At 65.4% G+C, this 19,758-nt stretch carries 19 protein-coding genes, 3 tRNA genes and 1 pseudogene; 12 read left to right on the top strand and 11 right to left on the bottom strand.

The genetic code is table 11. From position 1 onward, the window contains the following. Positions 1 to 16: 16 nt before the first annotated feature. Positions 17 to 313, bottom strand: coding sequence for a hypothetical protein (locus H276_RS0117440; RefSeq protein WP_019972579.1), 297 nt, complete (start codon positions 311 to 313; stop codon positions 17 to 19). A 423-nt stretch (positions 314 to 736) separates the two neighbouring features. On the opposite strand from H276_RS0117440, the gene H276_RS0117435 reads away from it, so the two are divergent. After that, on the top strand, positions 737 to 1,150 hold the full coding sequence (locus tag H276_RS0117435; RefSeq protein ID WP_019972578.1) for a pyridoxamine 5'-phosphate oxidase family protein: 414 nt from the start codon (positions 737 to 739) through the stop codon (positions 1,148 to 1,150). A gap of 4 nt (positions 1,151 to 1,154) precedes the next feature. Here H276_RS0117435 and H276_RS0117430 read toward each other — a convergent pair whose 3' ends face one another. The 5 genes from H276_RS0117430 to H276_RS0117410 are packed head-to-tail and all read right to left on the bottom strand — an operon-like array spanning position 1,155 to position 6,228. After that, positions 1,155 to 1,985, bottom strand: coding sequence for an ABC transporter permease (locus H276_RS0117430; protein ID WP_019972577.1), 831 nt, complete (start codon positions 1,983 to 1,985; stop codon positions 1,155 to 1,157). Continuing rightward, positions 1,982 to 2,956, bottom strand: coding sequence for a glycosyltransferase (locus tag H276_RS0117425; RefSeq protein WP_019972576.1), 975 nt, complete (start codon positions 2,954 to 2,956; stop codon positions 1,982 to 1,984). The genes H276_RS0117430 and H276_RS0117425 overlap by 4 nt, the downstream gene beginning before the upstream one ends. Continuing rightward, positions 2,946 to 3,743 carry an ABC transporter ATP-binding protein gene (locus tag H276_RS0117420; RefSeq protein WP_019972575.1) on the bottom strand — a complete coding sequence of 266 codons (798 nt, stop codon included), beginning with the start codon at positions 3,741 to 3,743 and terminating at the stop codon, positions 2,946 to 2,948. Before H276_RS0117420 ends, H276_RS0117425 begins: the two co-directional genes overlap by 11 nt. Before the next feature lie 8 nt (positions 3,744 to 3,751). Next, the gene (locus H276_RS0117415) at positions 3,752 to 4,273 is read right to left on the bottom strand and encodes a bacterial proteasome activator family protein (protein WP_019972574.1); all 522 of its coding nucleotides are present in this window, start codon (positions 4,271 to 4,273) and stop codon (positions 3,752 to 3,754) included. Next, entirely contained in the window at positions 4,270 to 6,228 is a 1,959-nt protein-coding gene (locus tag H276_RS0117410) for a DUF6541 family protein (protein ID WP_019972573.1), read from the bottom strand. The genes H276_RS0117415 and H276_RS0117410 overlap by 4 nt, the downstream gene beginning before the upstream one ends. 124 nt (positions 6,229 to 6,352) lie before the next feature. On the opposite strand from H276_RS0117410, the gene H276_RS0117405 reads away from it, so the two are divergent. Continuing rightward, positions 6,353 to 7,549: a cysteine desulfurase-like protein gene (locus H276_RS0117405; RefSeq protein WP_019972572.1), complete on the top strand. Its 1,197-nt coding sequence runs from the start codon at positions 6,353 to 6,355 to the stop codon at positions 7,547 to 7,549. 83 nt (positions 7,550 to 7,632) lie between these two features. Here the strand turns inward: H276_RS0117405 and H276_RS0117400 are convergent, their stop codons facing one another. Further along, positions 7,633 to 8,601 (bottom strand): NAD(P)H-quinone oxidoreductase, encoded by a 969-nt coding sequence (locus tag H276_RS0117400; protein ID WP_019972571.1) that lies wholly within the window; start codon positions 8,599 to 8,601, stop codon positions 7,633 to 7,635. A gap of 67 nt (positions 8,602 to 8,668) precedes the next feature. On the opposite strand from H276_RS0117400, the gene H276_RS0117395 reads away from it, so the two are divergent. From H276_RS0117395 to H276_RS0117375, 5 genes are all read left to right on the top strand, one after another. Further along, the gene (locus H276_RS0117395) at positions 8,669 to 9,181 is read left to right on the top strand and encodes a MarR family winged helix-turn-helix transcriptional regulator (RefSeq protein WP_026357121.1); all 513 of its coding nucleotides are present in this window, start codon (positions 8,669 to 8,671) and stop codon (positions 9,179 to 9,181) included. A gap of 19 nt (positions 9,182 to 9,200) precedes the next feature. Further along, positions 9,201 to 9,287 (top strand) — tRNA-Ser (locus H276_RS0117390). Positions 9,288 to 10,136: 849 nt separating this feature from the next. Next, on the top strand, positions 10,137 to 11,651 hold the full coding sequence (locus H276_RS0117385; protein WP_231376708.1) for a helix-turn-helix domain-containing protein: 1,515 nt from the start codon (positions 10,137 to 10,139) through the stop codon (positions 11,649 to 11,651). A gap of 299 nt (positions 11,652 to 11,950) precedes the next feature. After that, positions 11,951 to 12,169 carry a hypothetical protein gene (locus H276_RS23220; protein WP_019972568.1) on the top strand — a complete coding sequence of 73 codons (219 nt, stop codon included), beginning with the start codon at positions 11,951 to 11,953 and terminating at the stop codon, positions 12,167 to 12,169. 392 nt (positions 12,170 to 12,561) lie between these two features. Next, positions 12,562 to 13,665: a mandelate racemase/muconate lactonizing enzyme family protein gene (locus tag H276_RS0117375; RefSeq protein WP_019972567.1), complete on the top strand. Its 1,104-nt coding sequence runs from the start codon at positions 12,562 to 12,564 to the stop codon at positions 13,663 to 13,665. A gap of 133 nt (positions 13,666 to 13,798) precedes the next feature. Here the strand turns inward: H276_RS0117375 and H276_RS0117370 are convergent, their stop codons facing one another. Beyond that, complete coding sequence (locus tag H276_RS0117370) at positions 13,799 to 14,698, bottom strand: helix-turn-helix transcriptional regulator (protein ID WP_019972566.1); 900 nt, start codon at positions 14,696 to 14,698, stop codon at positions 13,799 to 13,801. Positions 14,699 to 14,870: 172 nt separating this feature from the next. On the opposite strand from H276_RS0117370, the gene H276_RS0117365 reads away from it, so the two are divergent. Continuing rightward, positions 14,871 to 15,221 (top strand): carboxymuconolactone decarboxylase family protein, encoded by a 351-nt coding sequence (locus H276_RS0117365; RefSeq protein ID WP_019972565.1) that lies wholly within the window; start codon positions 14,871 to 14,873, stop codon positions 15,219 to 15,221. 127 nt (positions 15,222 to 15,348) lie between these two features. Further along, the gene (locus H276_RS0117360) at positions 15,349 to 16,332 is read left to right on the top strand and encodes an aldo/keto reductase (RefSeq protein WP_019972564.1); all 984 of its coding nucleotides are present in this window, start codon (positions 15,349 to 15,351) and stop codon (positions 16,330 to 16,332) included. 69 nt (positions 16,333 to 16,401) lie between these two features. Here H276_RS0117360 and H276_RS0117355 read toward each other — a convergent pair whose 3' ends face one another. Next, positions 16,402 to 17,217, bottom strand: coding sequence for a crotonase/enoyl-CoA hydratase family protein (locus H276_RS0117355; protein WP_026357119.1), 816 nt, complete (start codon positions 17,215 to 17,217; stop codon positions 16,402 to 16,404). A 108-nt stretch (positions 17,218 to 17,325) separates the two neighbouring features. Between H276_RS0117355 and H276_RS0117350 the strand changes: the two genes are divergently transcribed. After that, the gene (locus tag H276_RS0117350) at positions 17,326 to 17,871 is read left to right on the top strand and encodes a TIGR03086 family metal-binding protein (RefSeq protein WP_019972562.1); all 546 of its coding nucleotides are present in this window, start codon (positions 17,326 to 17,328) and stop codon (positions 17,869 to 17,871) included. Between the two features lie 49 nt (positions 17,872 to 17,920). Here the strand turns inward: H276_RS0117350 and hisC are convergent, their stop codons facing one another. Beyond that, positions 17,921 to 18,979 carry a histidinol-phosphate transaminase gene (hisC, locus tag H276_RS0117345; protein ID WP_019972561.1) on the bottom strand — a complete coding sequence of 353 codons (1,059 nt, stop codon included), beginning with the start codon at positions 18,977 to 18,979 and terminating at the stop codon, positions 17,921 to 17,923. A gap of 127 nt (positions 18,980 to 19,106) precedes the next feature. On the opposite strand from hisC, the gene H276_RS0117340 reads away from it, so the two are divergent. Next, a tRNA-Ser gene (locus H276_RS0117340) sits at positions 19,107 to 19,198 on the top strand. Positions 19,199 to 19,235: 37 nt separating this feature from the next. Next, positions 19,236 to 19,311: transfer RNA gene (locus H276_RS0117335), tRNA-Arg, on the top strand. A 286-nt stretch (positions 19,312 to 19,597) separates the two neighbouring features. On the opposite strand, the pseudogene H276_RS24810 reads toward H276_RS0117335, so the two are convergent. Next, positions 19,598 to 19,758: pseudogene (locus tag H276_RS24810) on the bottom strand (IS1380 family transposase); the annotation flags it as partial.

Genomic DNA, 19,758 nt, shown 5'->3' with positions numbered 1-19,758 from the left:
ATCCCGCGCCGCGCCCTCAGAAGGGCGGTGGGTCTGCGGCGTAGCGGGTGCGGTTGGATCTTCGTTCGGTTTCGATCCGGTAGGCCTTTTCTTGCGCGCGGGTGCGGCGACGGGTGGGCATGGCCAACCCGCGTGCCGGGATGTCCAATCTCGGGGTCTTCGGCAGGGTGAGTTCGCCGGTGGGTGTGGCGAGTTGAGGGAAGAACAGGGCGCCACGGGGTGTGGTGGTGTAGGTCCGTCCGGTTGGCGAGGTCCAGATCACCGTCCCGTCGGGGAGTTGTTGGTCGTTCCAGGTGCTGTAGAAAGTTTTCATCAAATGATGAACGGCACAGGATCTTCAGGTTTGTCGCAAGTCGGGAATCTACCCCCATGACGGACTGGCTCACCGAGCGTGCACCCAGTGCGAAAAACCACAAAGAAAATCGCAGTGTGTGCACGTTGGACGCGGATTTGCTCGGGCGGCGCAGTGCCAGGGCGCGGGCACGGCTGATGCCGAGTTCGGCGGCTACCTCGGCGGCGACGACATCTAAGTCATCGACACACCAGAAGTCGTGCTTATCAGCCTCCTCGTCCATGCGCTGAATGGCGTAGGTGCCGATCGCGATGAGCTGTTCGGCTATCCCTGAACGTTCGGTGCGCTGGGCGCGGACGGCGGTGCCGAGGAGCTCCTGCGGCCTGTCCAGCAAATATTCTCGGGAGCGGTGTGTGCCGGCCCGGCTGTCGATAGGGTTCGGGTATGGCGCCCGAGTATCCGGTGTCGATCCTCGGTGAAGACGAAAGCTGGCGGTTGCTGGCCAGCGTGGCGCTCGGTCGCCTCGTCACGACGATCGGCACCAGAATCGAAATCTTCCCCGTCAACTTCGTCGTGCAGCGGCGCACCGTGCTGTTCCGCACCGCCGAGGGCACCAAGCTGATCACCTCCATACTCAGCGACCGGGTGGTGTTCGAGGTTGACGACCACAACCTGATGAACGGCTGGAGCGTGATTGTGCGCGGCGCCGCCGAACTGTTGGAGACGCCCGAGGACATCGCCGCGGCCGAGCGGGCGCAGCTACTGCCCTGGACGGCGACCGTGAAACGTCGCTACGTGCGGATCACGCCTCACGAGATCTCCGGGCGCTACTTCGAGTTCGGCACTCAGCCCGACTGACCCGTCACACCCAGTACGGCACCCGCGCGCGGTACTGGCGCATCGCGACTGCCGCGAAGCCCCAGCCGATCACCGTGAGGGCAAGAACCACCACCCAGTGCCGCACCTCCTGGTCGGCGCCCAGCAGCGGGTCCCGGACGATGTCGAGATAGTGCAGCAGCGGGTTCAATTCGACGATCTTGGCCCACGATCCGGCGCCCTGCTGCCGCAGCGTGGATTCGTTCCAGATGATCGGCGTCATGAAGAACAGCAGCTGCACCACCGAGCCCAGCAGCGGGCCGATGTCGCGGTAGCGGGTGGCCAGGATGCCGAAGCACAGCGACACCCACACACAATTGAGCATGATGAGGCCCAGAGCCGGGATGACCGCCAGATCAACCCATTTCCACGGCTTGGGATAGACGATCGCGATCACCACGAAGATGACGATGTTGTGGGCGAACAGGATCATCTGCCGCCACACCAGCCGATAGACGTGCACCGACAGCGGTGTCGGCAACTGTTTTATCAACCCCTCGTTGGCGATGAACACCTCGGAGCCTTCGAGGATGGACGCGTTGATCAGGTTCCAGAGGATCAGCCCGAGTGTGACGTAGGGCAGGTGCTCCTCGAGCGGCAGCTTGAACAGCTTCGAGTACAGCAGGCCCATCGCCACTGCCGTGGTACCGGTGGCGATCGTGATCCAGAACGGACCGAGCACGCTGCGGCGGTACCGCTGCTTGATGTCCTGCCAGCCCAGGTGCAGCCACAGCTCCCGTTTGCCGAACCCCTCGGTCAGGTCGGCCCAGGCCCGGGCCATGGTCTTGGACTGCGCCGCGGCATCGGTGAACGTCATCGCCTATCTTTCCCGTCGCTTCGCTCGCCCCGAGGTCTTTTCCCGTCGCTTCGCTCGCCCCGAAGGTCCCTCCCGAACCTTTCGCGTCTACCCAAGCGCCGCAGGCGAATCCATTCGCGCAGACCCGCGGGGTCGCGACGGGACACCAGAAAGTACCAGCCGAACCGCACCCACTCCTGCGGAAGCAGTTTGCGCAGCCCCGGCTGGGCGAGGAGATAGCCGCGGTTGCGGTAGGTGAAAAACCGCTTGGTCTGGTCATCGGGGTACTGGGTGTGCATCCGTCCGCCCAGGATCGGTTTGAACTCATCGGTGCCGCACGGGTGCAGGTACTTTGCCGTCAAACAGGTTCCGAACGGCAGCCCGGAGCGCACCAATCGGCGGTGCAGTTCGACCTCGTCGCCGCGGACGAAAAGGCGCAGATCGGGAACGCCCACGGCCTCCACGGTGGCGGCCCGGAACAGGGCGCCGTTGAACAACGACGCGATGCCCGGCAACAGATCCCCGGAAACAGACGAGTCCTCGGCCTGCAGCTCCGAGACCAGCCGGCGCCACACCACGCCGCGGCGCAGTGGGAAGGCCAGCCGGTCGGGATCGTCGAGATTGCACACCATTGGTGAGACCTCTGCCAGGCAGTGCTGCTCGGCGCACGCCAGCAGGGTGGCCAGCACAGTGGAGTCGGCTGGGCGGCCGTCGTCGTCGGCCAGCCAGATCCAATCGGATCCCAGAGCCAGTGCGTGCAGCATGCCGAGCGCGAAACCGCCTGCGCCGCCCAGGTTCCGGCGAGACCCGAGATAGGTCGACGGCACCGGTTGCCCCGTCACCAGTTCGCGCACCGCGGGGTCGTCGTCGTTGTCGACGACGATCAGATGTTCCGGGCGACGTTGTTGGCCGACCACGGCGTCCAGAGACTTCGCCAGCAGTTCGCGGCGCCGATGGGTGACCACCACCGCGCAGACTGTGTCAGGCTCCACGCGCGGTTTCCTCCAGCACCTCACGGACAGTGCGTGCGGCGTCGTCGCCCTCGTACGCGCGGACGACCTCTTCGATGCCGCCGGCCATCTTGATCGTGCCGTGGTCGATCCACATGGCGGTCTTGCACAACCTGGCCAGGAACTCGTTGGAATGGCTTGCGAACACCAGGATTCCGGACCGCTCGACCAGACCCTGCAGCCGAGACTGTGCCTTCTTGAGGAAGTCGGCGTCGACTGCGCCGATGCCCTCGTCGAGCAACAGAATCTCCGGGTCGATGCTGGTGACCACCCCCATCGCGAGCCGTACCCGCATACCCGTCGAGTATGTGCGCAGTGGCATCGACAGGTATTCGCCCAGCTCGGTGAACTCGGCGATCTCGTCGACCTTGGCCAGCATCTGCTTACGGGTCTGTCCGAGGAACAGCCCGCGGATGATGATGTTCTCGTACCCCGAGATCTCCGGGTCCATGCCGACGCCGAGGTCGAAGACCGGTGCCACCCGGCCGCGAACCGTGGCCGAACCACGGGTCGGCTCGTAGATGCCCGAAAGCAGGCGCAGCAGCGTGGATTTCCCGGCGCCGTTGTGGCCTACCAGCCCCACCCGGTCGCCCATCTGCAGCGACATCGTGATGTCGCGCAGCGCTTCGATGACGACGACGTTGGACTGGTTGCGCCCGATGGCACCGCCGGCCCTACCGAGGAACGCCTTCTTCAGCGAGCGGGTCTTGGCGTCGAAGATCGGGAACTCGACCCACGCGTCACGCGTGGAAATATGCGGATCGGACAACGGCGGACCTACAGGTACTGCCCGGTGCCCGGGTGCGCGGACCCGCCACGCTGGCCGCCTGGCCCGCCCGTGCCCGGGGGCAGTGCACCCTGGCGCATCTGTTCGAGCTGGGCACGCGCGGCCATCTGCTGCGCGAACAAAGCCGTCTGGATGCCGTGGAAGAGCCCCTCCAGCCAGCCGACCAACTGGGCCTGGGCGATACGCAGCTCGGCATCCGACGGGATGGAGTCCTCGCTGAACGGCAGCGTCAGCCGCTCCAGCTCGTCGCGCAGCTCGGGCGCCAGCCCGTCCTCCAGCTCGGAAATGCTGGTCCGGTGGATGTCGCGCAGTCGGTTACGGCTGGCGTCGTCGAGCGGAGCGGCCCGCACCTCTTCGAGCAGCTGCTTGATCATCGTGCCGATCCGCATCACCTTCGCCGGTTGCTCGACGAGGTCGGTCAGCGATTTGCCGTCGGCGTCGGCGTCAGCATCCGGATCGCCGGCGTTGCCGGCCAGGATCTCGATGTTGTCGTCGTCGGGGTTGATGGTCATGACCTTCCCGTCGTCTGTTGGTCTCCGCGCCAGCGGTAGATGCGGTCTTTGCCGTCGTCGTAGATCTTCTCCCACGACTTCGACTTGTCTAGCGACACTAGCCCGTCCGGCATGGTGAACCCACGCACCACCGGAGTGCTGGTCAATACGTACTTGATGTTGAGGGCCTTGACGGCCGCGGCAACACGAGGATCAGTGTCAGCATCGTCGGCGTATGCCCAGAAAATGAACCGGTTGTACCCAGGGCCCTGCTGCACGGGGTAGTCGTAGTGGGTCCACAGCGGGTGCAGCCCGGCGATCGCGTACATCCACGCCGTACCGTCGGTGTTGGCGTCGCCGATCACCGTGGTGTGCGCGTCGGGTAAGCCGGCCAGGTAGGCGAACGCGCGCAGTTTGTGGTCGGCCACCATCACCGAGTCGTATTTGTCGCCGAACAGAAACCGGTGCCGTGGGAAGTAGTGCCAGGCCAGCCCCACCGCGGTGGCGACCAGCACGACGCCCGCTGTGGTCCTGATCAGCGTTTGCCGCTGCGTCACGCGGCCCAGCAGCACTGTCAGACCCAGAACCAGGGTGCACAGGCCGATCGCCGCCATCGGCGCGTAGAGCAGGGTGACCACCGCGGACAGCCGGCGCGGGTCGCTGTAGAACAGGTCGCTGAACCTGCCGGTGATGGTGCCTACCGGACCACCGAACGGGGCACCCGAATGCACGATCGACACGATCAGCAGCGCCCAGACTGCCAACGGCCACCAGATCTTCTTGACCAACATGACTAGACCACCGATGGCCGCGAGCGCGATCAGGACGTTCTGGATCGGGTAGTCGTTGAGGTGACGCGTGTGCTGCACCACGGCCGCGAACAGGGAGCTTTTGCGGCCCAGATTGTTGACGAACGCGTGCCCGGCGATGATTTCGGCCTGGTCGGCGACGGTGAGGAACTGCGGCAACATGATCAGCAGGGCGGGTATCCCGACGATGAGCAGTGTCACGAAATCGGGTAGCCGGCCCCGCACCGGGCGGCGCAGGCAGTCCAACAGCCACCACGCACTGACCAGCAGCACGGTCACGACACCGCCGGTGATGTGCACCGAGAAAACTCCGACCAGCGCCAGGATCGCCATCGGTATGCGGTCCCGGTGCCGCAAGGTCGAGGCGACCAGGACGAAGGCCGGCACCGCCAGGCCGTAGGCGACCAGGTTCGGTACAGCCGCGACATCGAACTCGACGTAGGGCACTGCCGTGAACGATGCCGACAGCGCAGCCGCCGTCGCGGAAACCACCGCCGTACGCCACGGGCAGGTGAGCGGGCGCACGATCTTCCAGGTCAGCATCGCGGCGCTGAGCGGGAACAGCCACACCGACGCGGCGACCGTGCTCACGGTGTAGGCGGTGGTCGCAGCGGCGCCGGTCACCTGGCTGTACACCGCGGCGAGGGCGTGGAAAGCCGACGGGTAATACAACACCTCGTGGGTCTCCACATTGCGCAGCTCACCCATGTGCGTGGGGGAGGCCTGCCCGGTGTCGAGGATGAACCGCACGGTGTTGGCGTGCCACACCGAGTCCCACGTGCTCGGCGCGGACTGCCAGTGCACCACCCCGGCCGCAGCCGCCCACATGATCAGCAGGGCACCCAGCACGACGCCCGCGCCAACGATCAGAGCCGGCCCCGTCGAAGGCGCCAACTGCTCGGCGTCGCGGTCCCGAAACCGCCCCAGCACCATCCGCAACCCCGCTGCGGCCACAGCGGTGATGGCCACAGCAAACAGTGCCGACCACTCGTTCCATGGCACCCCAATGGCACCGAATGGGACGATGAACAGGGCGACGATGCCGTAGGTCAGGGCCGGCCCCACAGCCACGGCTACCGGCAGGCTGAGGCCACCGGCTCGTGCAGTCAACGACCCGGGGATCACTAGCAACAACAGTGCAACTAGCACTCCGAACCCGAAGCCCACTGGACTAGTATGGCTGCCCAGGGCGACTCGGTCCTGCGCGGCCTACGTGGCCGAAACACGCGGTCGAGCGCCCACCTCGATTGTCTCGGTTTGTCATATTTGCGAACGCTCTAAGGTGGCTGGCATGGCTTACGACGTCGCCCGGGTGCGTGGTCTGCATCCCTCCTTGGGCGACGGGTGGGTGCACTTCGACACCCAGAACGGCATGTTGGTTCCCGACGCAGTCGCGACGACAGTCTCGACGGCGTTCCGCGGCTCCATGCCGACGACGGTCGGTCCCCACCCGTCTGCCCGCCGCAGCGCTGCCGTGCTCACCGCGGCCCGCCAGGCGGTCGCCGATCTGGTCAACGGGGATCCCCGCGGTGTGGTGCTCGGGCCCGACCGCGCGCACCTGCTGACGGCGCTGGCCGAGGCTTCCTCGGCCAGGGTCGGTCTGGGCTACGAAGTAGTGGTGACGCGCCTGGACGACGAGGCCAACATCGCTCCGTGGCTGCGGGCGGCGAATCGTTATGGCGCCAAGGTGAAGTGGGCCGAGGTCGATATCGAGACCGGCGAGCTGCCGTCCTGGCAATGGGAGGGGCTGATCGAGAAGCCGACCCGGCTGGTGGCGATCGCATCGGCGTCGTCGGCCGTGGGAACTGTCACCGACCTGGGTGAAGTGACCAAACTGACCCACGAGGTCGGCGGTCTTGTAGTGGTCGATCATTCGGCTGCCGCCCCGTACCGGTTGTTCGATCTCGACGAGGTCGACGTCGACGTTGTCGCGCTGAACGCCGTCGTGTGGGGCGGCCCGCCCATCGGCGCCCTGGTGTTCCGGGATCCGTCGATCATCGACTCTTTCGGCGCGGTGTCGCTGAATCCGGACGCAACCGGACCGGAGCGTCTCGAGATGGGTGTGCATCAGTACGGCCTGTTGGCCGGTGTCGTGGCCAGCGTCGAATACCTGTCCAACCTCGACGAGGCGGCGACGGGTACACGGCGCGAAAGGCTTGCGGTTTCAATGCAATCCGCAGCGTCGTACCTGAGCCGGCTGTTCGACTACCTACTGTCCTCGCTGCGCTCGCTGCCGCTGGTGATGGTGATCGGCCACCCTGAGTCGCCCATTCCGGTGCTGAGCTTCGCGGTGCGCGACGTGCCGGCCGAACGGGTGGTGCAGCGGCTGGCCGACAACGGCATCCTGGCGGTCTCCAACACCAGCTCGCGCCTGCTCGACGTGATCGGGGTCAACGACATCGGCGGCGCGGTGACAGTAGGGCTGGCGCACTACTCGACCATCGCCGAGGTCGATCAACTGGTGCGCGCCCTGGCGTCGCTGGGCTGATTTGTGCTCCTCGCGTGCAGGCCGATTTGTGCTCCTCGCGTGCGCAGGCTGGCTTGTGCTCCTCGCGTGCGCGGGCTGATCTCCTACACCCGCAACAGCACTTTCCCAGACACTTCTCCGGAAGCTAGTAGCTGATGGGCGCGTTGCGCCTGGTCAATCGGCAGCTCGGCGCCGATGACCGGGCGCACCCGCCCGTCGGCGACCATCGGCCACACGTTGTCGACGACAGCCGCGACGATCTCGGCCTTACCGCCCGGGCCGTCGACCGGCCGGGGCCGCAGGGATGTGCCGATCACGCCGGCCCGCTTGCTGATGAGCTTGCCGATGTTCAGCTCGGCCTTGACGCCACCCTGCATGCCGATGATGGTGATGCGCCCGCCGGGGGCCAGCGCATCGACGTTGCGGTCCAGGTAGGCCGCGCCCATGATGTCGAGGATCACGTCAGCGCCGCGGTCGGCTTGCACAACCGCCACGAAATCCTCGTCGCGGTAGTTGATGGTGATATCGGCGCCGAGACTGCGGCACAGGGCGAGCTTCTCGGCCGATCCGGCGGTCACCGCGACCCTGGCGCCGAGCGCATGGGCAACCTGGATGGCGTGGGTGCCGATGCCGCTGGCGCCGCCGTGCAGGAGGACGAGCTGTCCCGCCGTCAGGCCTGCTGTCATCACCAGGTTCGACCACACAGTGCACGCCACCTCGGGCAGAGCTGCCGCCTCGTCCAGGCTGGCGCCGTCGGGGACGGGCATCACCTGCGCAGCGGGCACCGTGACGTATTCGGCGTACCCGCCACCAGCCAGCAGGGCGCACACGGGCTGGCCGACAACCCACCCGGTCACGCTGTCGCCGAGCCCGGCGATCACACCGGAGACTTCCAGTCCGATGGTCTTGCTCGCCCCCGGTGGCGGCGGGTATTTACCCGCAGCCTGTAGCAAGTCCGCACGATTGACTCCCGCGACACCGACGCGGATCAGAACCTCGCCGTATCCCGGCGCGATGTCGGCAACATTTTCCCAGGTCAGAGAACCGTCCGCGGCAGCGACAATTGCACGCATTTGTCGAACGCTACAACGATTGGATTTCGGGCACCCAGCAATACCGACGTCCCTTACGATTGCGGCCATGTCAGGCATGATTGCCGGGCGTACGGCAGGTGATATGCCGGGCCTGGATATTGCCGAGCAGAGGTCGTGGCAGCACTATCTCGACTCGGCTTTGCGGTTGTATGCGACTCTGAACCGGTCGCTTGTTGATGAGCATCAACTGACGCTCAACGATGTCCGGCTGCTCGACATGCTGGACAAGTCGGCGACCGGATCCGCACGGATGGGGGATCTGGCGGAACGTCTGATGTCGCTCCCGAGCCGGGTCACCCGGCAGATCCGCCGACTGGAGGTACAGAACCTCGTCACAAGGTGTGCAAGTCCCGACGATGGCCGCGGCGTGATCGCGGCCATCACCGACGACGGCCGAATGGCGGTGCGAGGTGCGATGGTGACCTACGGGCAGTGCGTCCGTGAGCACTTCCTGGGCAGGCTGTCGCGCCCGCAGATCGCGGCCATGGGGGAGAACTGCCGGCGCATCAGCGTTGCTCTGCAGTCCGGAGCGCCGCCCGCCAAGTTGGGCCGGGTGTAGACCCTCTACGCTTATCGGCGGTGGCGTGGCAGAGCGGCCTAATGCACTCGCCTTGAAAGCGAGAGACGGCTAACACCGTCCGGGGGTTCAAATCCCTCCGCCACCGCAGGTCAGGGGGATTTCGGTGTCAATCCGGGCGCAGGCCGCTCCTGAAAATTGACACTTTTTGACACATCCGTTGCGGAACGTCGCGCCGGACTGCAGCCAGGTACAACCGAAGCCAAGTTCAAGACGGTCGACGAGGCCAAGGACTGGCACGCGCACATGATGCCGATCAGCGCCGAGGCCGCTTCTAACCCGATCCAGGCCGTGGTCGTGCGAACGTGCGTTTCTCCTCACCCAGAGACGGCGGCTCCGTATGCGAGGCCGTTGTGAACGGATCGAAACCCCTGAGCCACAATCGGATACGAGCGCCGAAATGATTCCAGTGATTGATGCCGCAACGCGCGAAGAATGCGCGACGGTAATTTAGTACAGGCGTTGGCCACCGCACGACGGACGATTCCGCCGGTGGTTCCAGAGCTCGATCGAGTCACCCGTTGTCATTCATTCGGAATCGCCGCAAATCGGACGATGTGGTGACGTTCAGTGTCTGATCCAACAGTTTGCTGTTGGTGTGGGGGCAGCGGATTTGCCGAGGTCAGATGAAGGAGCGCGATTCATCAGCGTGTACCGAAAAATTCGAAGACTACTCATTAGCAACATTCCTTCTGCTATCTCATTCAATCCAGGCGGTGTGATAAATGTGGGTCGCACGAATTTGCTTAGGACTGCGTTGGTGCGTTATGACCTTGCGTGATGCGGATCACTGCACGTTAGATGTCGACCAATTCTCGATTGAGTGAGTCAGAAGGAATGAACGCCCACAATGATGGTTGCGAAAGGTCCCCGGTTCTCTGAGTCCGACCGCGCGGCACTCCTGCGCATCGCTGCATCGCGGCAAACGCCCCAAGGTGTGGCGACCCGCGCCCGGGCCGTCATCGACTGTGCGGACCTTGGCATCGCCGAAGCCGCCCGACGGTCCTCGGTGAGCCGCACTACGGCGGCCAGATGGTGGCACCGCTACCTCGACGCCGGCGTCGAAGGTTTACGCGATGTCTCACCCGCCGGCCGCCCTGCGGCCCCCGATGAGGTTGTCCACCGCGTCCTGAGCTGCTCCCTCGATGATCCCCCGGGCGGCCGCCAGCGATGGTCGACCCGAGCCGTCGCCGAGGTCACCGGCGTCAGTCAGGCGACCGTCAGCCGGATACGGCGCCACTACTTCCCTCCGCTGCAACCGGGAGCAGCTGTCCTACAGGACTTTTCGACATCGATCCTCGACTACATCGACGTCCACCAGTCAGGATGCGCCCTGGGCTTCCTCGCGTCGAACGAGGCCTCACCGCGCCGCACACCGCCAGCCGTCCGCCTCGACATCGTGGAGACGATCATCTGCGCAGCACTTCTGCGCTTGCCGAGTCGCGGACAGGTGGAGACCGTAGACGCCGCTCCCGACGCGGTTACCCTCCTCGAACGCGCGGTTGACCGACTACCCTCCACGCCGGCGGTGACTCTCGTCATCAACGCCAAACTCGACGCAGCCGCCCGACGATGGCTCTCGCATCACCCCGAGATCACCGCACACGCGGTCACGGGAACAGACTGGTTCGGTCTGCTGCACTCGGTAGCCGACGCCATCGACCCGCGCCAGCTGGCCGAGCTACGCGAGGTTCAGCAGCACATCCGCCACGCGCGACGCGACGGCGCCGACGAGTTCGTCTGGTGCCGAGCAGTCACTCCGCCGTCGCCGGTAGCGAGCCGGACCGCTTCCGATGCCGAGACCGAGCCTCCCGCAGGCAACTTCACTCACGTTATTCGAGGTATCTGCGCCGCTGTCGCCGAAGGCGAGTTGCAGCCCGGCGACACCATCTCCGCACGCCACATCGCCCGGAAATGTGGTGTCTCCCCGGGTCGCGTTGCCGATACCCTCGCACAGCTGGCGGAAGAAGCTCTGGTCGACAAACAGGCCGGCCGTTACCTGTTGCCCGTTCCTACGCCCCGCGATGTCATCGAGACCTACACCGCTCGCAGCCTACTCGGCACCGTGATCACCCGGCGGCTGGTCTCCACCACGCGCATCGAGCTGCCGCCCGTTGTGGACGAGTACTTTGCCGGATTGGTTCGATGCGACGAACTCGGACGCGTCTACGAGGCCGGCGACCTCGACCTGGATCTGCAGGACGAGTTGGCGACGACGGCGGCGATGCCGCGGATCGGATCGATGTTCATCCGGTTGACCCTGCAATTGCGGCTGTTCGTCACGATTTTCGGATTGAACTACCGCTATCCCACCGATGAGATCGTCAGGGATGACCGTCGAATCCTCGACGAGATTCGGCGCCGCGATCTGGACGGAGCCGTGAGCGCATGGCATAGCAAGATCGACAACTGCGCGCGCTTCATGCTCACCCATCTCCGCCCGATCCAATGACGCCCAGCGTGCATGTAACCCGTGTCGTCACGCCTCAAATGTTCTGACTCAAGCGGTCGGCGCATATTGACACTTTGCCTCCGACGCCGAGTATCTGACGAAGGATGCAAGTCGATTGGAGGTAATCGCGCCGATCATCAAGCACCGGGCGTTCTCTGACATCAGTCCCGCCGCCGAGACCGGTCTTCCGGTCGGCATCAAATCTGGTTGGGGGCTACCGTCTTTCGCCGATCAAGCCGGTGGATCAGGGCCGGTGTCGGCAACGGCTCGGTGGACCCTTCGCTGCTCTGGGAGATTTCATGACTGAAAAGCGGTTGGATAAGCCCGGTTTCGTTGTTGTCCGGTGGGGCACACACGGCGCAGCCTATATCCGCTTACCGATCTACGCCGTTCGGGAAGCCGCGCTGGCCGCCCTCATCAACGAGACCTGCGAGCTGGTCGTCGCGTGGAAAGGTACGGACACCGACACTCTCGCTGGGATCAGCGAACACAGCTGGAGCGTGACACGGAGGCACTGACTGGGTGGTGTGCAGTCTGCCGGTTTCACGCGGCGCGCCGTAGTGGCCGTGCTGTACCTCGGCAGTGGCTTTTCGTCGCAACGGTGACGTACGGGAGAGCATGTGTCCCGCTGGACCTCGCCGTCGGTCTGCGCGGAGAGACGTTAACCTCGGCGGGCCGGTCCCGCCGACGCCCTCGGTAGTGGCCGCCAGGGCGTGCTCGCAGTCGCTCTGACCCGGGGTGGCGACCAAGACCGGTAAGCCTTGATCGTCGCCGACGATCGGCGGTGCCCACCCGGTGAAGTAGGACGCCTTGTCGGAGGCCAGGAGACCAGGAGGCAGTATTTACGAATAGCTAGCCGGAACAATGCTGATCCCGGCCATGGCGACGAGAAACAGGCGAGGAGTAAACCATGAAAATCACTGCAGTCGAGGCGATTCCGTTCGGCATCCCATTTCTCAAGCCGGTGAAGTTCGCCTCGGGTGAGGTGTATACCGCCGATCATGTATTGGTACGCGTGCACACCGACGACGGCGTCGTCGGGGTCGCCGAGGCGCCGCCCCGGCCGTATACCTACGGCGAGACGCAGGCCGGGATCGTCGCCGTCATCGAGCAGATCTTCGCGCCCGCGCTGGTCGGGCTACCCCTCACCGCTCGCGAGGTCGCGGGTAGACGGCTGTCTCGCACGGTGGGGAACCCGACCGCCAAGGCGGCGATCGACATGGCGATGTGGGATGCATTGGGCCACACCCTCGGTTTATCGGTCGGCGACATGCTCGGCGGCTACACCGACCGCATGCGGGTCAGCCACATGCTGGGTTTCGATGATCCGGAACGCATGGTCGCCGAAGCCGAGCGAATGCGAGACATCTACGGCATCGGCACATTCAAGGTCAAGGTCGGTCGTCACCCGGTGTCGTTGGACACCGCGGTGGTACGCGCGCTGCGAGCGCGGTTCGGGGACTCGGTCGAACTCTACGTCGACGGTAACCGCGGTTGGTCTTCCTCGGAATCGTTACGCGCAATGCGCGAAATGTCGGATCTGGGACTGCTTTTCGCCGAGGAGTTGTGTCCGGCCGACGATGTGTTGGGACGGCGCTGGCTGGTCGGCCAGCTCGACATCCCGTTCATCGGCGACGAATCCGTGCCGACACCCGCCGACGTGACCCGTGAGGTGCTCGGTGGGGCGGCCACCGCGATCAGCATCAAGACGGCACGCACCGGCTTCACCACCTCCACCCGGGTGCACCACCTGGCAGAAGGCCTCGGGGTGGAGTTGGTGATGGGCAACCAACTGGACAGCCAGATCGGAAGTGCCTGCGCGGTGGCCTTCGGTACCGCGTTCGAGCGCACGTGCCGTTACGCCGGCGAACTGTCCAACTACCTCGACATGAGCGATGACCTGCTGAGTGTGCCCCTGCAGATCACCGACGGTCAGCTGCACCGCAGCACAGGTCCGGGCCTGGGTATCGAGATCGACCCGGACAAGCTCGCCCGCTACCGCACCGACAAGTGAGACCGTCACCAACCTGCGATGGAGATATCCGGGATGCCAGCAACGGACAGGCAACTAGACGCCGATCACCGCAGCGGTGATCGAGATCAGATCCGCGGGCGCCAACTCGACGTCCCGACCAGATCGGGATCGGTCACTCTGAAAATTGACACTCCTCGGGTCGGGTCGGCGAAGCGGGTGCCGACCAGCTGGCGAGCATGCGCAGTTTCTCGTCTGACTCGCTGCCGGGGGCGGCGGTGTATCTGTTGAGCACCAGTCGGTCATCACCGGTGGAGCGGACGTCGAGGGAGTCGTAGGCGAGGTCGATGGCGCCGACGACGGGGTGGTTGAAGTGTTTGAGCCCGGTGCTGTGGTTGCGGACGTTGTGGGCGCCCCAGCGACTGCGGAAATCCTCACTGCGGGTGGCGAGTTCGCCGACGAGGTCGGTGAGGTCCTTGTTGTACGGGTCGCAGCCGGCCTCGGTGCGCAACAGCGCGACGGTGGTATCCATTGACCCCCCGTAGTCGGGGAAGAAGTCGGCAGCGCGTGCGTCGAGGAAGTTGAACCGGGCGATGTTGGCTTTCCAGCCGGGCTCGTCCAGCACCGGGGCGTACAGCGCCCGGCCGAGGGCGTTGGTGGCGATGACGTCCAGCCGTCCGTTGCGGATGAATGCGGCCGCTCCGGTCATCGCGTCAAGCAGCTGCTGCAGGCTCTCGGGCAGCTTGGCAGGTGTGCGTCGGCGCGGAGTACGTAGGGGTTTGGCGGCGCGGGCCAGATGGAACAGGTGGGCGGTCTCGGCGTCGTCGAGCAAGAGCGCGCGGGCGACGGCGGACAGTACGTCGTCGGAGACGCCGCGGATGTGGCCCTTCTCGAGGCGGGTGTACCAGTCGGTGCTCACCCCGGCGAGCACGGCGACTTCTTCACGGCGTAGTCCGGGAACCCGCCGTGAAGTACCGCCGGCCGGGAGCCCGACCTGTTCGGGGGTGATTCGGGCGCGGCGGGTGGCGAGGAAGTCGCGGATGTCGGTCCGGTCTGGGATGCCGCTGGTGTTCACTCTTCCGACGGTACGACGGGCCACCTTGGTGATGGGGGTTGTGTTTATACCCCCTCTGGCTCGACCTGCCGCGCGGAGCTGAGACGGGGTTCTCTGGTTGAGGTGATGATCCGGGAATCCACTCTCGGTGGCGCCAGCACTGACCAGCACTTCCCGAGGAACGGAACGATCGATGTCCGACGAACAGAACACCGGCTGGACCGGCGGCCAGCGCGCCTTCGGAGACTTCGCGCCCGGCATGGTGCATTACACCGATCGCGTGCTGTTCGACGAGGTGTGGGAGCGGCCTGGACTGTCCAAGCGGGACCGTAGCCTGATCACCGTTGCGGCATTGACCGCCATGGGCAAGGCCGAGCAGTTGACCTTCCACATCGACTTCGCGCGTCGCAATGGGGCCACCGAAGAGGAGCTGAAAGAGGCGATCCTGCACCTGGCCTTCTACACCGGCTGGCCCAACGGCATGTCCGCCATGGGTGTCGCCAAGCAACTCTTCGGCGATACCAACGATGGGACGGAGAACTGAACCTGTACGGAGCAGTCATCCACGCTCCCGGCGAGGTCCGCGGTGGATGAACGGCGCCGTCAAAGTGCTACTGCAGCCATAGCCATAGTTCCGCAACGCAATTCGAGTAATACAGAACGGATAGCACATGAAATACACAACACTCGGATCAACCGGTGTGCAGGTCTCTTTGCTGTGCTTCGGTGCGATGTCGTTCGGAACCGAAGCCGATGAGCAGACGTCTGCGGCGATGTACCGGCGCGTGCGCGACGCCGGGATCAACTTCTTCGACACCGCCGACGTCTACGGCGGTGGCGCGTCGGAGAAGATCCTCGGCCGGCTGATCAAGCATGAGCGGGACGAGGTAGTGATCACCTCGAAGGTGTTCTATCCGACCAGCACCGACCCCAACGCTGCCGGCCTGTCCCGCCGCCACATCAGCCTCGCGGTCGACGCCACCCTGCACCGCCTCGGCACCGACTGGATCGACGTCTACTTCGTCCACGCCTTCGATGAGAACACTCCGATCGAGGAAACCCTCCGCGCCCTCGACCAGGCGCAGCGGGCGGGCAAGATCCTCTACCTCGGGGTGAGCAACTGGGCCGCCTGGCAGATCGCGCTCGCGCTCGGCATCTCCGCTCGCGAAGGCCTGGCCCGGTTCCAAGTCATCGAGCCGATGTACAACTTGGTCCGCCGACAGGCCGAGGTCGAAATCCTGCCGCTGGCCGTCGAGCAGCAGCTCGGCGTCATCACCTACAGTCCACTCGGCGGCGGGCTGCTGACCGGCAAGTACACCACCACCGACAAACCGGCCAGCGGACGACTCGTCGATGTTCCCCGCTATACCGATCGATTCGGCCTCGACAGTGACTTCACCACCGCCGAACGCTTCACCGCCCTGGCTGCCGAACTCGACGTCAGACCCCCGGCTCTCGCCGTCGCCTGGACCATGGCCAACCCCGCGGTCACCGCCCCGATCATCGGCGCCCGCAACCTCGACCAGCTCGAAGGCTCCCTCGCCGCGCTCGACATCACCATGACTGAGGAGCTGTACCGCCGGATCACCGCCCTGTCCGCCACTCCCGCCCCGGCCACCGATCGCACCGAAACCCTGAAACCGGGCTGGACCTGACCCGACCAGCCCGTCGGCCTGGTCGCTCCTCACCCGGCGACGACGTTCGGCACGACGTGGGCTGGATCCCTATTCCCCGGTGAACTGCGGGGGGCGTTTCTGGAACATTGCGGTAACGGCCTCGGCCAGGTCCTTCGACGGCAGGAACGCCGAGTTCCAGGCCGCCACATAGCGCAGGCTCTCCGACACCTGGGCGATGCGCTGCTGATCGAGCACGTCCTTGACCCCCGCGACCGTCAGCGGTGGATTGGCCGCGATCTCGCCGGCGGTGGTGTGAGCGGCCGCCAGCGAGGCGTCGGCGTCGGCGTAGACATCGTTGACCAGGCCGATCTTCTCGGCGCGGGCCGCGTCGATGTCCTTACCGGTCAGAACCAGTTCCCGCAGGTGTCCGTCGGACAGGATCAGCGGCAGCCGGGCGAGGCTGCCGACATCGGCGACGATCGCCAGCTTGGTCTCGCGCACCGAGAATTTCGCGTCGGCGCTGGCGTAGCGGATGTCCGCGGCACTGATCAGGTCGACACCGCCGCCGATGCACCAGCCGTGGATGGAGGCGACGGTCGGAGTTCGGCTGTCGGCCACCGCGGTGATCGCGGCCTGCATTCTCTGCAGCTTCTTGTGGAACTCGGCGCGCGCCTTGGCGCCCGCGTCCAGGCCCGGGAGAGTAGCGCCCATGGCGGGCAGATCCAGCCCGTAGCTGAAGTTCTTGCCCGAACCGGTGAGCACGATGGCGCGCACCTCCGGATCGGCGTCGAGGTTGCCGAACACCTCGGGCAGCTCCGCCCAGAACGCTGGGCCCATCGCGTTGCCCTTGCCGGGCCCCAGCAGAGTGACCTGGGCGACGTGGCCCGTGATGTCGACGGAAACGGACTCGTAGGTGTCAGCCATGCTGGCGACACTACCCAACCGGTCGGTCGGGTAGTGCGTCCAGTTGTTGCGGCGCTGACGAGCGCGCAAAACGCAACATTGCCGGGCCCAGCGGGGACAAAATCGAGTATGGACGAACTCGAATCCGCCGAGGCAACGCTGGGGGTACTGCAAGGGGTCCTTCACGGCATCACCGCCGAGGACTGGGCGCGGCAGACGCCCTGTCGAGAATTCGACGTGGCTGCCCTGACCGATCATCTGCTGAACTCGATCACGGTGATCGGTGGAGCCGCTGGAGCAGATATCCCGGCCCGCGACCCGCACGCCCCCGTGCATGATCAGGTCCTCGCAGCGGCACAACCCGCCCTGGCGGCGTGGCGGCAGCGCGGCGTCGACGGAACTGTCCCGTTTGGTGACGGCGAGGCGCCCGCGGCGATGCTGGCCCGCATCCTCTCCCTCGAATTCCTCGTTCACGCATGGGATTACGCCCAGGCTGTCGGCAAGCCCGTCGATGTGCCGGACGCACGAGCGGAACCCGTTCTGCAGTGGGCCCGGGAAATCATCACGCCTGACGGGCGGGTGGGCGCCGGCTTCGACGATCCGATCGAGATCGCGGCAGACTCGACGGCGCTGGACCGGCTGCTGGCATTCACCGGCCGCCAGCCCACAGGCTAACCGTCAGCGTCGAGGCACACCAGCGGCTTGGCGTTCGACGCCGAGTTGGTCACTTGCCGTTTCCGATCCAGCGTCGCGCGAATTCGAGGAAGGCGTCGTTCTCGTGCGGGGCACCGATGGTGGCGCGCACACCGTCGTCGCCGTACGGCCGGACGACCAGCCGGTTGTCGGCGGCCCGCGCCACGAAATCCTGGGTGCGCTCGGCCAGCGGCAACCAGACGAAGTTGGCCTGTGACTGCGGCAGTGTGAATCCGGCCTCACGCAGTGCGGCGGTCACCCGGGCGCGTTCGGCGACGACGGTGTCCGTGCGGGCCAGCAGTTCGTCGGCGGCGTCGAGGCAGGCGGTGGCGGCGGCCTGCGACAGGCTGGTGGCGCTGAACGGCACATACACCTTGCCGAGCGCAGTGGCGATGTCCGGGTCGGCCACGGCGTAGCCCACCCGCAACCCGGCCAGTCCGTAGGCCTTCGAGAAGGTGCGCAGGACAACCACATTGGGGTGGTTCCGGACCAGGCCGAGGCTGTCGGGCGCCAGGCCGTCACGGATGTATTCGACGTACGCCTCGTCGAGCACGATCAGGATGTCCGACGGGACCGCGGCGACGAACCGGGCCAGGGCCTCCGGGGCGACGACCGTGCCAGTCGGGTTGTTCGGGTTACAGACGAAGATCAGCCGGGTCCGGTCGGTGATGGCGGCCAGCATGGCGTCCAGATCGTGGGTGTAATCACGTAACGGCACCTGTACCGCGGTGGCGCCGGCGGTCCGTACTTGCAGCGGGTAGATCTCGAAACTGCGCCACGCGAACAGCACCTCGTCGCCGACGGTCGAGGTGATCTGGATCAACTGCTGGCACAAGCTCACCGAGCCGCAACCCACCGATATGTGCCCGGGTGTGAAATCGGTGTGCTTGGCCAGTTGTTCCCGGAGATCGCTGTAGCCGTTGTCCGGGTACCGGTTGAGGTTGTCCATGGCTTCGGTGATCGCCGCCCGCACGCTCGGTAGCGGACCGTGCACGGTTTCGTTGCTCGCGATCTTGATTGCGCCGGGAACCGTCTTGCCGGGCGTGTAGGCGGGAATCTGGTCCAACACAGGGCGCAAACGGACGGTCACCTGACCAGCATAGGGTGGCCGAAATGCCGCTTTGCTTCTAGCGGTCAGGCATGTGTAGGCTTGCCCCTCGGCGGTTCCGGGGACCAGTCTGAAACCCAGATGGGGTCCGGTACTCTCAAGAAGTTCAGGAGGCGTGCCAGAGCGGCCGAATGGGGCTCACTGCTAATGAGTTGTCCCCCTCAAAGGGGACCGGAGGTTCAAATCCTCTCGCCTCCGCCACGGTTGATCCGTCAACCGCATAACTGAATACACGCAAGCGCCCGTAGCTCAACGGATAGAGCATCTGACTACGGATCAGAAGGTTAGGGGTTCGAATCCCTTCGGGCGCACCATCATTGCAGGTAGGGCGGTGTTTGCCGGTTAGCTGGTAGACACCGTTTCTGTATGTCCCGCACTTTCCTGCAAATTCGAATCTCAGGCGCCGTTGTCAGCCCGCTTGTCCAGTACCGTGCGCATCCGGGCCCGCCGTTCGCCGCTGCACTTAGCCTCAATCCGTGGATCGACCTTGTTGAGGTGTTTCGGGGGTGATTTTGCCGGGCTTGCGGGTGTGTGCAGCCTGTAACCGCTGGTCTGTCCAGCTTTTCCTGTGTGCTCCGGTCGGGCCCTTGCGGCGGGTGGTCAGGTGGTGGTGGTCGGGGGTGGGCTGTAGCCGATGGTGTTGCGCCACAATGTGAGCCACTGCTGTGCCCACGGCCAGTGCGTTGGTAGGTGCAAGATGGGCCTGCGTTGGGGTCGGGCCAGGCGGGCCGCGATGGTGATGATGCGTCGGCGCAGGGTGG

It is taken from the genome of Mycobacterium sp. 141, assembly GCF_000382405.1.
Lineage (GTDB): Bacteria > Actinomycetota > Actinomycetes > Mycobacteriales > Mycobacteriaceae > Mycobacterium.
This window is presented reverse-complemented; position numbering and strand designations above follow the sequence as displayed.